The following is a 15,052-nucleotide window of genomic DNA, read 5'->3' on the forward strand; positions in this document are numbered from 1 at the left end:
ATATATTTCCGATTTTTATGTTTTATCTTACAGCAGTGTTTGTAAAACCAATAATTACGAACAAAACGGATTTCAAAACTTAAACTTTCATTTTTAAATATATTACAATGCAGACAAACCAAATTGAAAATTTCCTTTTTCAGGGAAAATTTGACGAGGCCAGAGAATGCCTGAATAACGGAGAAAAATTTAACGAGCAGTATCTAAAAAACAACTTTTCGCAGATCACGGCAAAAATTATCGAAGCAAAAGAGCTTGATTTTATCGAAAAATTGATCAAAGCGGGCTTTATTGAAACCGATGTTTACGAACTCGACAATTTTGACCAATCAATTTTTAAACCATTGACATTGTATTTAAAAGACGATGATGAATCGATTGCTTTTTTCAAAGAATTGATGTCGAAAATGGATAATCTTAACGACGAAATCAGCGACAAAACTCTTCTTGGCTATTTCTTTGAAAAAGGCATTTCGCCAAAAATAATTAAAGTTTTAGTTGAGGAATTTAATGCTAACACTCAGTATAAGAACAATGCAGGAGAAAATTTTATCTACACTATTCTAAATACTTACGGACTCGATGTAGAAAAAGTAAAAGAGTATATCAGCATTTTAATTAATAATGGCGTTGACATCAACGAGAAAAATATTGTTGGAACAACTCCGCTAATGTGCGCCGTTAAAAGAAACCAAAAAGAGCTTCTTCCATTTTTACTTGAAAACGGTGCCGATGCCAACGAAACCGATAACCAAAATAATACTGCTTTTTATTATGCTGTAGCCGAACAGCTTTCGTATGATATGTACGATGCATTAGCAACAGTTTCTTCAGCAGATTTTAATATTGTGAATAAAGACGGACGAACTTTGTTTACAAATTTCATTAGTTCACTTTCTGTTTCGCCAAGTAATATTGCTTTTTTAGAAAGATTATTATCTGATGGTGCCGATGTAAATTTCTGTGCACAATATTACGGACAGCCAAAATCAGGAATTGACTTTATTGTAGAAAAGAAATCGGATATTTTGAAATCGGTTTTAGAGAATGCTTCTTTGGATGTGAACGAACAAGACAATCAAGGAAACACAATTTTGCATAAAGTCTGTGCTTACAATGTCAACTACGACGCAGAAATGGCAAAAGAAACGTATCGAAAAGTGAAATTACTTCTAGATCAAGGCGCCGATATTTCGATTACGAATGATAAAGACGAAACCGCTTTGATGCTTGCCTCAGGCGACAACTTGAAAATTAAAACGGTTGAGCTTTTAATGAAACAATAAAACTAAAAAAAAATTATACATGTCAATGTCCTTTATAGTTGCCTGTGAAAACGGCAACAGAAAAATAGCCGAATTGCTTCTTCAAAATAAAGAAGTAGATGTAAAATATACTGACGAACTAGGAAGAACTGCGCTTCATTATGCTGCACACCGCGGTTATCTCGATATTGTAAAAATCTTAACAGAAGATGGTGCCGATATTAACTACGAAGATCATCAGGGAGAAACGCCTTTATACTTCGCTTGTCTTCAAAAACAGAAACAAACGGCGCTGTATCTTTTAGAAAATGGTGCAGAAATCACCAAAAACGACAAATACGGAAATAGCCTGCTTCATTTAGTCGTTCAGACCGCTCAAATCGAAATTGCAACAAAGTTGCTTGAAGCAGGGGTCGACGTTAATTTACTGAATAACAATGGAGAAACTCCGTTATTATTGGCTTCGGCAAAACTAAATCGTGAAATTATTCAATTGCTTTTGGACAAAGGTGCTGATATAAATGTAACCGATAAACAAGGAAATACGCCTTTGCTTTATGCTTGTTATACCAAATCGATTCCAATGGTCACTTTACTTTTGGATAATGGAGCCGATGTAAATCACGTCAATCATTCTGGTGAAAATGCACTTTTGATTGCTTGTTATGAAACCAACCGAATGCTGGCCAAATTATTGGTAGAAAGAGGAGCCAATGTTTTCACATCGAACAATAATGGATATTCTCCGATTTGGTACGCTTGCGCGAATAATCAAAAGGAGATTGTGGCTTTGTTTTTAGAAAATGGAGTTGATGTCAATTACAGTAAACCTGTCGCTGAAGATACTTCTTCAATGAATGATTATTTGGATTGGATCGTGAGCGCAACAAATATTTCGAACGAATCTAGTTTTACACTGAACAGTTCTTACACTTACGGCGGAGAAAGTCTTTTGCACGTTGCAACGAAAAAAGGCAATCTGAGTATGGTGAAATTGCTTATCGAAGCTGGAGCAAACATCAACATTCAGGACGAATCTGGGAATACTCCTTTACACTACAGCGCTGCTAACGGAAAGAAAGACGTTGTAAAATATTTATTGGATAATAAAGCCGATGCTTCGATTGTAAACGTTAAAGAGCAAAAAGCGATTGATTATTCAAACGTAAAAGGTTTCAATGAAATTACAGAATTGATTTTGAAATATGCTCCTTCAGGAACAGTTGTAACGCCAATTCAGAAAGAAGAACCTCAAAAAACAGATTCAGGAAATTCGATGGAAGCCAAGAAAAAAGCATTATTAGATTTAAAAGAACTATTGGATGCGGGAATATTAACTTCGGAAGAATTTGACGCTGAAAAAAGTAAAATTTTAAAAGGATAAATAATAATCAAACTTAAAAAATGAAAAGAATTTTAAATACCATAACTCTATTTTTAGTATTAATCGTTGGAAGTTTAGTTTCAACATCTTGTAATAACCTTTCGCCAGAAAAAACCTTTGGAATCGCAGCTTTAAATTCGAATTTATTGTCTCGTTTTGGAAGTAAAGAAATCAATGAAAAACTGCAATCAGAAGCGATGGTTTATGATGAAAGCCAAAAAAAGATGGTTCCATCTTCTTACTACGATGCTTTTAAATATGATATTACCAATTTAGAAACGCGTTTTCAAACGATTAAAGATATCGCTGAAGATGATGACAACAAAGAACTCCTTCAGGCATCAAAAGACTTATTTTCTTATGCGATTGCCAAACAAAAAGAAGGTTATTTGCCAATTGCCAAACTGAAAGACGAAAAAGCATCGCCAGAACAAATAGAAAAAGCAATTGCCGATTTTGATGCATCAACTCAAAACGAAATAGATGCAAAATTCACAAAATTGATGAATGTTGCTCAAGCTTATGTAGATAAGCATAATATTAATGCTAAAATTGGGATTTAATAAACGTATCTTTCCAAATGAATAAAAGAATCCTATTTTCTAACAACCAATAGGATTCTTGCTTTTTTAAAATATATAGAAAACAAAAAATGAATCAGAAAACATTAGAGGAAAGACATCCATTATTTAAAGAATTATATAATAGAGTTGATGATTTAATATATATCAGTAATCATACAACTTTTAGGTTACTTTCTGATTTTCGTAGAGATGATGGCTCCCCTACTATTTTAGAAATGCACGGAGAATTGCTAAATACTTATCCTAATTTAAAGGATATACCTTTTGCAGAAGAGTTCAATTTTAATGATAATGACAAAGTATTACTTCTGTCTCCTGACAATTCTATTACCTATATTAACCAAAATAAAGACAATAGCTACAAGACAATCGCGACATCGATTGAACAGTTGTTAGCAAAAAACAATATTTCTAAAATTCCATACAGCAATGATGATATAAAGCATGTGGAGGCTATGGGATATAAATATCAAATAATAACGAATAATGAGGTAACAATAGAAGATATTTTACCATCAGACAGATATATTGAATTAGCTGATAATGGATATTACACTATTGATGACTACAAAGAGTTGATATCAAAGATTTTTCTCCTTGATACAGTTTTAGAAGATCGCTATAGAATAAAAATAAATACATTAAAAACTGACGATGATGTTAGGCATGAGATTATTTTGCAGAAAAACCTTAAAATTGACCAATTTGATTTAAATGAATCGGATGAGCCAAACACTTTCAATAGTGATGATGGATTTCTGAGCTACAATTTTATCAAAAAGATCACAGATTATTTTGCCAGTAATAATAACAGAGACTTCTTTTTTAAATTCACCGAAGTTCCTAAAGCTTTTACCAAACACAAAGAATATTTTGTATTTATCAATAAAGCAGAATTTGAGCAATTGGCAAAATACAATTTCCGATTTAGATTTTAATTTGTTGTCCTACGCGAAACAAAGCTTGACACTTCATTTTTTTTAAATGGAAAATCTAAAGCAAATATAAAGGCGAAAAGAAATAGTCTTTCAAACTAATAAGAAACAGCTACAAATTGTAATTGCTCATTTTATTCCACTCTAAGTTTCCTTAACCGTAATAATCTTAACCGGACAAGCTTTTGCAGCCAATTCACAACTCTCTACAATGGCATGATTTGGCGATTTTAAAGTAAAAAAGCCTTTTGCATTCTGCGAATGAAGCAGTACCGATTTCCCATCTTTTTTTGACATTTGAAAATGAGCGGGATCCATTTCAACGCAATAATTACAGCCAATACATTTATCTCTTTGTAAAGTGATAATAACCATTATGCCTCAACGATTTTATATAATTTGTCAGACATTCTGATTCTAAACGGCAATTTGAAAGTACAATCGTCTCCTTTTGTGGCTTTTTCTGTTGCTAGGTCATTCACGAACATTTCGTCAATAATCATTTCCTGAGCGCCTGTGCTTGGACCTGTCACCAAAATTTTATCACCTATTTTAATATCGTAAGCTTCAATTTTGAATTGACCAACTTCTGCTTTTGGAAAATAATGTGTTCCTTTTCCAACATAAACCTTTTTCTGAGTCGCTGCAGATCCAGGAATATCGCTCCACTCTCCTAATTCTTGTCCCAAATAATAGCCAGACCAGAAACCACGATTGTAAACTGTATTTAAAGCTTCCATCCAAACTGCGGTTTTCTCTTTTGAGAAAGTGCCTTCGTAATACGCATCGATTGCTTCACGATAGGTTTTAATAACAGTTGCCACATATTCAGGCGCACGTCCGCGTCCTTCGATTTTTAAAACTTGAATTCCAGAATCTATTACTTGATCTAAGAAATCCAATGTACACAAATCTTTTGGCGACATCATATATTCGTTATCCAATTCGATTTCGAATCCTGTTTCCTGATCAATAACCGTATATTTTTTTCGGCAGTTTTGTTTGCAAGCACCACGATTTGCAGATGAATTATTAGAATGCAAACTCAAATAACATTTTCCTGAAACTGCCATACACAAAGCCCCGTGACCAAAAATTTCGATTTCTACTAAATTTCCGTTCGGACCTTTGATCTGTTCTTTTTCTATTTGTTCTGTGATTTTCTTTACCTGACGTAAACTCAATTCACGACTCAAAACCATTGTATCAGCAAATAAACTGTAGAATTTAATGGTTTCGATATTCGTAACATTCAATTGAGTAGAAATATGAACTTCCATCCCAATCGATCTTGCCATAGCAATTACAGCTTGATCTGATGCAATTACGGCCGTGATGTTAGCTTCTTTGGCTTTATTCAATAATGTTTTCACGACTGATAAATCGTGATCGTAAATAATAGTGTTTAAAGTAAGATAGCTTCGAACATTTTTGGATTCGCAACGATTGGCGATTTCTTTCAAATCTTCGATCGTAAAATTCACTGTCGATCTTGCACGCATGTTGAGCTGTTCAACACCAAAATATACAGAATCGCAGCCATTATCTAAAGCAGCCTGAAGCGACTCAAAGTTCCCAACGGGAGCCATGAGTTCGATTGTATTGTTAATTGTCATTTTTGATTTATTATTCTGATGACCGATTTTTCGAATCTAGCCATCTAACAATTGACAAAAATAATGTGGGTATAAATTGATTTATATGATTTATATCATATTCTATATTTTAAAAATTATTCGTAGCCCTCGGTTTCAACCTTAGGAAACGTATTTTTATGCGACGTTGAGGATGCGCATTGTGCACCCACGGTTGAAACCGTGGGCTATGTTTTTATAGATTGTGTTTCTTTTATGTTTACAAATTGGTTGAATTTCCAAACCCATGCAATTTTACAAATTCGTCAAATTCCTGTTGCGCATTCATTTTGAGATGATGCTGTTTTTGATTTTTGATATAATCAAAAACAATATCCAACTGAGATTCGCTTACCGCGAAAGCCGCATAGCCAGTTTGCCACGCGAATTTTTCAGGAATTAGATTTTCTCCATTTATGCAATGAGAAGAACCTCCTTTCGCTTGACGAATTACATCTGAAATAGATTTTTGCGGATTCAGTAAAAATAAAATATGTACATGGTCAGGCATTCCGTTAATAATTCTAACAGGGCAATTCAATGCAATTAATTCATCGTGAATATAATTGTGTACATTTTTCTCAATTGAAAAATCAATTAGTTCTTTACGATTTTTGGTTGCCCAAATGGCATGAATCCATAATTTGGTAAAAGAATGCGACATTGTAAATTAGGGTTTTTAAAACCGCTAATTTACAATTTTATAAACTTTATCTGACAATCTAATTCTGAAAGGAACTTCAAAAGTTACTTTATCACCAACTTTAGCACATTGAGTTTCTGCACCATCAACGATGAATTTATCTAAAACCAATTCCTGATCGCCAGTTGTTGGACCAGAAATAAGAATTTTATCACCAACGTTTAATTCGTGATTTTCAACCGTAAATTGTCCAACTTGCGCTTTTACATAATAATGCTCTGCTTTTCCAAGAAGTACTTTTTTGATTTTTATTTTCTGACGAATATCAGCTGGCTTTTGTGCTGTTGCTAAAGCTGTTTCTGGCAATTCACCTGAATGTTTGAATTTTAGATTTTCAGATTTTCCTTTTCTGAACACTTTATTCCCAACCTGTTTTCCGGTTCTCAAACGAACTTGGTCAACCAATGGCATATGAACAATCTCCAAACATTCTGTAGAACAACAGTTATCCATTGCTGCTTTACATTCATCACATTGAATGAACAACAAATGGCAACCATCGTTTTCACAGTTGGTATGGTTATCACAAGGTTTTCCGCATTGGTGGCATTGCGAAATGATATCATCTGTAATTCTTTCGCCTAGACGATTATCAAATACGAAGTTTTTACCGATGAATTTGCTTTCTAAACCTTCTTCTTTCAATTGTTTCGCATAGTTGATGATTCCACCTTCTAATTGATATACATTTTTGAAACCTTGGTGTTTGAAATAAGCACTCGCTTTTTCGCAACGAATTCCTCCAGTACAATACATTACTAGATTTTTATCGTCTTTATGATCTTTAAGCTGTTCGTTGATAATTGGCAAACTTTCTCTGAAAGTCTCAACATCTGGAGTAATCGCATTTTTAAAATGCCCTACTTCACTTTCGTAGTGATTTCTAAAATCTACTACAATCGTGTTTGGATCATCAAGGATTTCGTTGAATTCTTTGGCTTTTAAGTGAACGCCAATATCTGTTACATCAAAAGTATCGTCGTTTAAACCGTCAGCAACGATTTTGTGACGTACTTTGATCGTTAATTTTAAAAATGAATGATCATCATGCTCTACAGCAACATTCAAACGTAAGCCTTTCATAAAATCGTATTCTTCCAGCGTTTCTCTGAAAGCTTCAAAATTTTCAGCTGGAACACTCATTTGAGCATTTATTCCTTCGTTGGCAACGTAAATTCGACCTAATGCATCAAGGGCATTCCAGGCTACGAATAAATCATTACGAAATTTTTGTGGATCTTGAATTTTGGCATACGCATAGAAAGACAACGTAAGTCGTTGTTGTCCTGCATCATCGATCATGATGGCTCTTTCTTCTGCGCTCAAAGTGTTATACAGTTGCATGCTATAAACAGTTTTAAGTTAAGAATATATATTTTAGATTTTCTTTAAAATCTGCGGCAAATTTAGGGTTTATTTTGAGATTAAAAATGGTATTACCTTAATTATCTATTTTTTTTAACACCTTAAAGTGTTAACGCAATATTGTTGCTTTGTTGGTTATAGCTTGATTTACAGCACTATTTACTACACTGGATCATAAATAATGAAGAATGTATAATAGGAAAAAAGATAATTTGAAGATTGCTTAAAAATCATTTTCAGAAATATTTATTTATAAAAGGTCAATCTTTTTCTTCCAATAACGCTTTTTTAACTTCATTCAATTCCGCAATTTTTTCTGGACTCACTTTTGGATATTCTAAATCCATTTCGTCTAAAGCATGAATTATGGCAGAAGCAATTGCAATTCGGGCATACGATTTATTATCAGCTGGAATTACATACCAAGGCGATTTTTTGGTCGATGTATTTTTAATCAATTCTTCGTAAGCATGCATATAATCGTTCCAGTAGCCTCGTTCTCTAGCATCGGCTGCGCTAAATTTCCAGTTTTTATCGGGATTGTCAACTCTTTCTATAAATCTCTTTTTTTGTTCGTCTTTCGAAACATTCAGAAAAAATTTAATGACAATCGTTCCGTTTCTAGTGAGGTATTTTTCGAAGTTTCGAATGTCTTCAAAACGATTTTCCCAAATGTCTTTGGTAACTAGTTTTTCAGGAATCTTTTGACCATTCAATATTGCTTCGTGAACACGAACTACCAGCACTTCTTCATAATAGGAACGATTAAAAATTCCAATTCGACCTCTTTCTGGAAGATGCTTTTGGCAACGCCATAAATAATCATGATCTAACTCTTCTGAACTTGGACCTTTAAAAGAAGAAACTTGACAGCCCTGTGGATTTATGCCCGACATGACGTGTTTGATCGCGCCATCTTTTCCAGCGGCATCCATAGCTTGAAAAATAAGAAGAACCGACCATTTATCTTGAGCGTACAAAATATCCTGCATGGCAGCAAGAGCTTTAACTCCCATTTTTAATGCTTTTTGGATTATTGCCTTGTCTTCGTCTCCAGAATAAGATGTGGGTTTGTCTTTTAAGGTAAAATCCTTATCGTCGCCTACACAATATTGTTCAGAAAATTTCTTGGCTCGAAGCAACAATTCCTTCTTGGTTATCTTTTTTAATTCATTGTCATTTTCTTTCTTTTTATTGTGTTTTTTCTTATTATTTTTTGGCATAATTACAAAAGTTATTGAATTATTATTACTAGTATGGGAAATATCGTATTCTTACAAAAATGTAGTTTATCGATACAAAATAGCATTTCACCTTATTTATTGTTACCCACTGATATACAGACAAATAATATTTTAACTAAAATTAACAAAATTTCATCAATATCTGTTCATTTATATAAAAAAACGCTAACTTAGCTCATGCACTTTATTGGTTTTTAGTTAGTTGTAATTAATGAATTTTATCTAAAAGAATTTAACAATGAACAAAATCTACTCCTCCGCAATCTTATTAAGTCTCTTGATGTTTTCTTGCAAAAAAGAAACACCTCCAAGCCCCAAACCGTTAGAAATTTCTGTCACTTCTGTTTTACAGCAAGATGTGCAATTAGAATCGGAATATACGGGACAGACTTTTGGTCAATCTGATATACAAATTAACCCACGAGTTGATGGTATTATCGAAAGCATGAACTTTAAAGAAGGAAGTTTTGTCAAAAAAGGACAGGTACTTTACACAATTGATCCTTTACCGTACAGAGCAAAACTTAATGAAGCCGAAGGAGGTGCCGCAGAATCGCAGGCACTATTATCTAAAACCAAATCTGATTTGGATATGATTACTCCATTAGCAAAAATGAATGCGGTGAGCCAGAGGGAATTGGTTTCGGCAAAAGCAGCATATAATGCGTCGCTTGCTCAAATTAAGGCTTCGAATGCTTCTCTTCAAAATGCAAAAATTGAGTTGGGTTATTGTCAAATTTTAGCGCCGATTTCTGGATTAATAGGCATTTCGAAAGTCCGTGTTGGTGATTATGTTAGACCGGGTGCCGCGTCTATTTTAAATACCATTTCAGATTTGGGAGATGTGAGAGTGCGATTTACCATCAGCGAACAAGAATTTCTTCGTTTATATAGAGAATTCAACAAACCAAATTCTGCTTTAAAAGGTTCTGGAGCAGTAGTTACTATAAAACTATCAGACGGTTCTACATATCCAGAAAAAGGAAAAGTAAGTTTTGCCGATAGACAAATAGATCCTTCTACAGGAGCAATTACATTTGAAGCTCAATTTCCTAATCCAGACAAACTGCTTCGCCCCGGTCAATATGTGAAAGTGGCGCTGCTTACAGACATTCGCAAAGAAGCAATTGTAATTCCGCAACGTGCCGTCATTGAAGTGCAAGGTATTTATCAGGTTTATGTAGTAGGCAATGACAATAAAGTACAAATGCAGATTGTAAAACCAGGTCCGGTCGTTAAAAACGGTTATATCATTGAAGAAGGACTAAAACCTGGAGATAAGATAGCCATGGGAGGTACTTCATTATTGAAAAATGGAAGTGTCATTACTCCTAAAATTGTTCAATGGCAGTTGGTCGATCCAGAAACTGTAGTTGCAAAGTAATCTAAATCACATACTATTATGGGAGAATTTTTCGTCCGAAGACCAATTGTTGCCATTGTAATTAGTATTATCATTGTGATACTTGGATTATTGGCACTACAAAAAACACCTATTTCGCAATATCCGGATATTAATCCGCCCGTTGTAAAAATCACAACTTCTTTTACAGGAGCAAACGCGCTGAATGTAGAACAGGCAGTTGCGACTCCTATTGAGCAAAAAGTGAACGGTGTTGAAAATATGCTATACATGAAATCGATCAATACTTCTGATGGAGCTTGTACTATTGAAGTTACTTTCGATGTAGGAACCAATCTCGACAACGCCAATATGTTGACTCAAAACAGACAAAACCAGTCTGCTCCATTTATGCCTTCGAGTGTAAAACAACAAGGTGTCGTGGTGAAAAAATCACTATCGTTTCCGATGATGTTATTTACCATTACCTCAACCAATCCGAAATATGATGCTAAATTCTTAAACAACTATGCAAGTATCAATGTTGTTGACCAACTGGCTCGTATAAAAGGAGTTGGAGAGGTTACTCTTTTTGGAGGAAGTGATTACTCGATGCGTATTTGGCTAAAAGCCGATATAATGAGTAAACTTGGCGTAACGGTTGAAGATGTCAAAAATGCGCTGAACGCACAAAACATGATTAGTCCAGGAGGGAAATTTGGAGCCGAACCAGCGCCTCCGAATACTGAGTTTACTTACGGCGTAACGCTTCAAGACCGTTTAGTTACCGAAAAAGAATTTGGAAATATTGTCGTTCGAAGTAAAGAAGACGGAGCTCAGGTTTTAATGGGCGACATTGCTCGTATCGAATTAGGAACAGAAAACTATAGCTCAACAGCGAGAAGAAACAGCTCGCCCAGTGCCGTTGTTGCTTTATATCAAATGCCAGGAAGTAATGCCCTTGATGTAGCCGAAGCCGCAAAAACTGCAATGAAAACAATGTCAGAGAAATTTCCTCAAGACATTGTTTATCAAGAATCTTTAGACACAACACTTGCTATTACCGCAGGAGTCGATGATATTGTACACACTCTTTTTGAAGCTATTATATTGGTTATTATAGTGGTATTCATATTTCTTCAAAATTGGCGTGCTACTTTAATTCCGTTAATTACTGTCCCAGTTTCGCTGATTGGTACTATTGCAGTTTTCCCAATGTTAGGATTTTCAATCAATACGCTTTCCCTTTTAGGATTAGTATTGGCAATTGGTATTGTGGTCGATGATGCAATTGTAGTCGTAGAAGCCGTCATACATCACATCGAACATGGCAAAACACCTAAAGAAGCCACAGTTCAAGCTATGAAAGAAGTGTCTGGACCCGTAATCGCAATTGCTTTAATTTTATGCGCTGTTTTTATTCCAGTTGCGATGACTCCCGGAATTACTGGACGTTTTTACCAGCAATTTGCCATAACCATTGCTGTCTCGGTCGCCTTTTCGGCATTTAGCGCTTTATCTTTAAGTCCCGCACTTTGTGCTATGCTCTTAAAACCAACAAAACCTATTGACCAGCAAAAAGGATGGCTTGCAAAATTCTTTGCTGGTTTTAACCGCGTTTTTGAAAATGTAACAGGAAAATACATTAGCGGAGCAACATTCTTTGCAAAAAAAGCAGTCCGTATTGTGATTTTATTGGTCGTAGTATTAGCTGCTACAGCATTGTTAGGGAAGAAAATTCCTCTAGGATTTATTCCAGAAGAAGACCAAGGCTATGTCTTAGTAAATATTGCCTTGCCTCCAGCATCATCATTACAGCGCACCGATGAAATTTCGAAAAAAGTAGACAGTTTTCTTAAAGAAGAAAAATCTATTCTGTCGTACACCACGATAAACGGATTTAGTATGCTTACCAATTCCTATCAGCCAAATAATGCTTTCATTTTCATTTCACTAAAACCTTGGGAAGAAAGAGCGGAAACAGCCAAACAATTTGTAGACCGATTCAATAAAAAACTGGCGACTCAAATTACAACTGCGACTTGTTTTTCGTTTGGTCCGCCTGCGATTCAAGGTTTAGGTGCTTCGGCAGGTTTTAGTTTGATGCTTCAAGACCGAGGAGGAAATACACCGCAATATTTAGCAGAACAAACCCAAAACTTTATTGCGGCTGCACAACAGCGCCCCGAAATAAAACGAATTTATACCACTTTTAATGCTGGTACTCCACAAATTAAATTGGATATCGACAACGATAAAGCCATGAAATTAGGAATACCCGTATCTAAAGTCACCGAAGCACTCGGAGCCTTTTTGGGAGGAAGTTATGTAAATGATTTTAACCGCTTCGGCCGTCAGTATAAAGTTTATGTTCAAGGTGAAGCCGTTAATCGTGTGAAACCAGAGGACTTAAACATGATTTATGTCAAAAATAACAAAGGCGATATGCTTCCTGTTTCAACATTGGTTACAGCAACCAAAGTGTCCGGCCCTGATTTTACAAACCGTCTGAACCTATTCCGATCTGCTGAGATTGGAGGAAGTCCAAATGATGGTTATAGTAGTGCTCAGGCTTTGACCGCTTTAGAAGAAGTCGCCAAACAGACTTTGCCAGCAGATATGAGTTTCGATTACATCAACTTATCATATCAAGAAAAGCATTCTCCAGGAGGAGGATCCGTATTCGTTATGGCTTTGGTATTTGTATTCCTGATTCTTGCTGCTCAATACGAAAGTTGGAAATTACCATTCAGTGTACTTCTCGGAGCGCCTTTCGCAGTATTCGGAGCATTTTTAGGACTTCTTCTAGCAAGATTTGGAAGTGATGCTTATGTCAATAACGTTTTTGCGCAAATCGGACTCGTTCTCCTCATCGGATTGGTAGCTAAAAATGCCATTTTAATTGTCGAATTCGCTAAAGAAGAATATGAAAAAGGAAAACCTCTTTACGAATCTGCAATGTATGCGGCAAGACTTCGTTTTCGTCCGATCTTGATGACTGCTTTTGCTTTTATTCTTGGAGTAGTTCCGTTACTGACCGCTACAGGCGCAGGATCGCAAGCGCGTATTGTAATGGGAATGGCAGTATTTAGCGGTATGTTAATCGCCACCATTTTAGGTGTATTAATCGTGCCTGGTCTATTTGTTATGATTGAAAGAATTGGACACAAGAAGGAGGAAGCAATCGTAACGACAGAAAACAATGTAGAATCAAATACTACAGACCATGAGTAAGAAATATAAAATAATCGTGATTATATTGGTTATTTCCTTATTTCCAGCCGGATGTATGGTAGGACCAAAATATAAAAAACCAGAACAGCTAAAATCAGAGTCTTATATAAATGAGAGAAATCTAGACAGTCTCACTTCGGTGACCAACGTAAAATGGTTTGATTTGTTTAATGATGATGTTTTAAAGGATCTTATAACAAAAGGCCTTCAGAATAATTATGATCTCAAAATTGCAGTTTCAAGAATTGAACAACTTCGTGCAGAGTTAGGTTATGCAAAGGCAGATTTATTTCCAGCTTTCCAATATGGCGCTACCATTAACAGCAATGAGAAATATATTACTCCGTCAACAGCGGGAGCCAGCATGTCTTGGGAACTTGACTTTTGGGGGAAATTTCGCCATGAAAATAATGCGGTAAAAAATGAACTTCTTGCAACTGAAGAAGCTCGAAAAGTGGTATTATCTGAAATTGTAGCCAACATTGCGATAGCGTATTTCCAAATGCGAAATTTTGATAATCAACTCGAAATAACCAAGCACACTCTTGAAACAAGAGAAAAATACTACCAAATCATAAGTGAAAGATTTGCGAAGGGTTACATCTCCGAAGTTGACAAAGCGCAGATTGAACAGCAGGTTGCCATTGCCGAGGCCGCAATTCCTAACATTCAAAGACAAATAACATATTACGAAAATACAATTGCATTGCTTACTGGTCAGCTTCCGTCTCAAATTCCGAGAGGAAAAAGCAATACAGAACTGCAAATTGTAAGTCAAATTCCTTTGTCTCTCCCTTCTGCTCTTCTAGAAAACAGACCCGATGTAAAAGCTGCCGAATTAAGATATGCTGCGGCAAATGAAAGAATTGGTGTTGCTCAGGCAATGCGTTTTCCTTCCATCAATTTAGCTGCCATTGCTGGTTTTGCCAGTGCCGATTTAAGCAACTTATTTTTAGGAAGTTCTTACATTCAAAATGCATCCGGCGGAATTGCAGGTCCTATTTTTGCATTCGGAAAAAACAAAAGAAGGGTTGAAATCAACAGACAACAGGCAGAACAATTCAAATTCATTTATCAAAAAACCTATATTGGTGCCGTTTCAGAAGTAGAACAATCCATACAAAACGTGAGAACTTATCAAGAAGAGTGGAAAGCGCGCAACAGACAAGTTCAGGCGGCTTTAATTAACTACAAGCTATCTCACGAAAGATACGACAGTGGTTACGTTTCATATCTTGAAGTTTTAGATGTAGAAACCAACCTTTTTAATGCCCAATTAAGTCTTGCCCAATTATCAGAAAGACAATTAAGTTCTATGATCGAATTGTATAAAGCATTAGGCGGGGGATGGAATATGTAAGG

12 protein-coding genes are annotated in these 15,052 nt (G+C 35.4%); 7 read left to right on the forward strand and 5 right to left on the reverse strand.

What is annotated here, in order from left to right; all coding sequences use genetic code 11:
* Positions 1 to 107 precede the first annotated feature (107 nt).
* The 4 genes from QLQ96_RS04510 (at position 108) to QLQ96_RS04525 (ending at position 4,171) form a co-directional block, all read left to right on the forward strand.
* On the forward strand, positions 108 to 1,286 hold the full coding sequence (locus QLQ96_RS04510) for an ankyrin repeat domain-containing protein (RefSeq protein WP_482495030.1): 1,179 nt from the start codon (positions 108 to 110) through the stop codon (positions 1,284 to 1,286).
* Positions 1,287 to 1,305: 19 nt separating this feature from the next.
* Positions 1,306 to 2,649, forward strand: coding sequence for an ankyrin repeat domain-containing protein (locus QLQ96_RS04515; protein ID WP_482495032.1), 1,344 nt, complete (start codon positions 1,306 to 1,308; stop codon positions 2,647 to 2,649).
* A 20-nt stretch (positions 2,650 to 2,669) separates the two neighbouring features.
* Positions 2,670 to 3,212, forward strand: a complete 543-nt coding sequence (locus QLQ96_RS04520; protein ID WP_482495034.1) for a hypothetical protein — start codon at positions 2,670 to 2,672, stop codon at positions 3,210 to 3,212.
* 89 nt (positions 3,213 to 3,301) lie between these two features.
* Entirely contained in the window at positions 3,302 to 4,171 is an 870-nt protein-coding gene (locus QLQ96_RS04525; protein WP_482495036.1) for a hypothetical protein, read from the forward strand.
* A gap of 141 nt (positions 4,172 to 4,312) precedes the next feature.
* Here QLQ96_RS04525 and QLQ96_RS04530 read toward each other — a convergent pair whose 3' ends face one another.
* The 5 genes from QLQ96_RS04530 to QLQ96_RS04550 all read right to left on the reverse strand — a co-directional run bounded on the left by QLQ96_RS04530 (position 4,313) and on the right by QLQ96_RS04550 (position 9,093).
* Positions 4,313 to 4,543, reverse strand: coding sequence for a ferredoxin (locus tag QLQ96_RS04530; protein WP_482495038.1), 231 nt, complete (start codon positions 4,541 to 4,543; stop codon positions 4,313 to 4,315).
* Positions 4,543 to 5,784, reverse strand: a complete 1,242-nt coding sequence (locus tag QLQ96_RS04535; RefSeq protein WP_482495039.1) for a peptidase U32 family protein — start codon at positions 5,782 to 5,784, stop codon at positions 4,543 to 4,545. The genes QLQ96_RS04530 and QLQ96_RS04535 overlap by 1 nt, the downstream gene beginning before the upstream one ends.
* A gap of 238 nt (positions 5,785 to 6,022) precedes the next feature.
* Complete coding sequence (tnpA, locus tag QLQ96_RS04540; RefSeq protein WP_482495041.1) at positions 6,023 to 6,466, reverse strand: IS200/IS605 family transposase; 444 nt, start codon at positions 6,464 to 6,466, stop codon at positions 6,023 to 6,025.
* A gap of 24 nt (positions 6,467 to 6,490) precedes the next feature.
* On the reverse strand, positions 6,491 to 7,849 hold the full coding sequence (trhO, locus tag QLQ96_RS04545; protein ID WP_482495042.1) for an oxygen-dependent tRNA uridine(34) hydroxylase TrhO: 1,359 nt from the start codon (positions 7,847 to 7,849) through the stop codon (positions 6,491 to 6,493).
* Positions 7,850 to 8,130: 281 nt separating this feature from the next.
* The gene (locus tag QLQ96_RS04550) at positions 8,131 to 9,093 is read right to left on the reverse strand and encodes a polyphosphate kinase 2 family protein (RefSeq protein ID WP_482495044.1); all 963 of its coding nucleotides are present in this window, start codon (positions 9,091 to 9,093) and stop codon (positions 8,131 to 8,133) included.
* A gap of 259 nt (positions 9,094 to 9,352) precedes the next feature.
* Between QLQ96_RS04550 and QLQ96_RS04555 the strand changes: the two genes are divergently transcribed.
* Genes QLQ96_RS04555 through QLQ96_RS04565 form a run of 3 tightly spaced genes read left to right on the forward strand, consistent with a single transcriptional unit; the run spans position 9,353 to position 15,050 of the window.
* Positions 9,353 to 10,498, forward strand: coding sequence for an efflux RND transporter periplasmic adaptor subunit (locus QLQ96_RS04555; protein WP_482495046.1), 1,146 nt, complete (start codon positions 9,353 to 9,355; stop codon positions 10,496 to 10,498).
* A gap of 18 nt (positions 10,499 to 10,516) precedes the next feature.
* Positions 10,517 to 13,690 carry an efflux RND transporter permease subunit gene (locus QLQ96_RS04560; RefSeq protein WP_482495048.1) on the forward strand — a complete coding sequence of 1,058 codons (3,174 nt, stop codon included), beginning with the start codon at positions 10,517 to 10,519 and terminating at the stop codon, positions 13,688 to 13,690.
* The gene (locus tag QLQ96_RS04565) at positions 13,683 to 15,050 is read left to right on the forward strand and encodes an efflux transporter outer membrane subunit (protein WP_482495049.1); all 1,368 of its coding nucleotides are present in this window, start codon (positions 13,683 to 13,685) and stop codon (positions 15,048 to 15,050) included. Before QLQ96_RS04560 ends, QLQ96_RS04565 begins: the two co-directional genes overlap by 8 nt.
* Positions 15,051 to 15,052 lie beyond the last annotated feature (2 nt).

It is taken from the genome of Flavobacterium sp. B167r (genome assembly GCF_056824315.1).

What these genes read in the sequence shown, in the direction of transcription:
- QLQ96_RS04565 (WP_482495049.1), top strand. Translation starts at nt 13,683, where the DNA reads ATGAGTAAGAAATATAAAATAATCGTGATTATATTGGTTATTTCCTTA.
- QLQ96_RS04550 (WP_482495044.1), bottom strand. Translation starts at nt 9,093, where the DNA reads ATGCCAAAAAATAATAAGAAAAAACACAATAAAAAGAAAGAAAATGAC.
- tnpA (WP_482495041.1), bottom strand. Translation starts at nt 6,466, where the DNA reads ATGTCGCATTCTTTTACCAAATTATGGATTCATGCCATTTGGGCAACC.
- QLQ96_RS04555 (WP_482495046.1), top strand. Translation starts at nt 9,353, where the DNA reads ATGAACAAAATCTACTCCTCCGCAATCTTATTAAGTCTCTTGATGTTT.
- QLQ96_RS04520 (WP_482495034.1), top strand. Translation starts at nt 2,670, where the DNA reads ATGAAAAGAATTTTAAATACCATAACTCTATTTTTAGTATTAATCGTT.
- trhO (WP_482495042.1), bottom strand. Translation starts at nt 7,849, where the DNA reads ATGCAACTGTATAACACTTTGAGCGCAGAAGAAAGAGCCATCATGATC.
- QLQ96_RS04535 (WP_482495039.1), bottom strand. Translation starts at nt 5,784, where the DNA reads ATGACAATTAACAATACAATCGAACTCATGGCTCCCGTTGGGAACTTT.
- QLQ96_RS04560 (WP_482495048.1), top strand. Translation starts at nt 10,517, where the DNA reads ATGGGAGAATTTTTCGTCCGAAGACCAATTGTTGCCATTGTAATTAGT.
- QLQ96_RS04525 (WP_482495036.1), top strand. Translation starts at nt 3,302, where the DNA reads ATGAATCAGAAAACATTAGAGGAAAGACATCCATTATTTAAAGAATTA.
- QLQ96_RS04530 (WP_482495038.1), bottom strand. Translation starts at nt 4,543, where the DNA reads ATGGTTATTATCACTTTACAAAGAGATAAATGTATTGGCTGTAATTAT.
- QLQ96_RS04515 (WP_482495032.1), top strand. Translation starts at nt 1,306, where the DNA reads ATGTCAATGTCCTTTATAGTTGCCTGTGAAAACGGCAACAGAAAAATA.
- QLQ96_RS04510 (WP_482495030.1), top strand. Translation starts at nt 108, where the DNA reads ATGCAGACAAACCAAATTGAAAATTTCCTTTTTCAGGGAAAATTTGAC.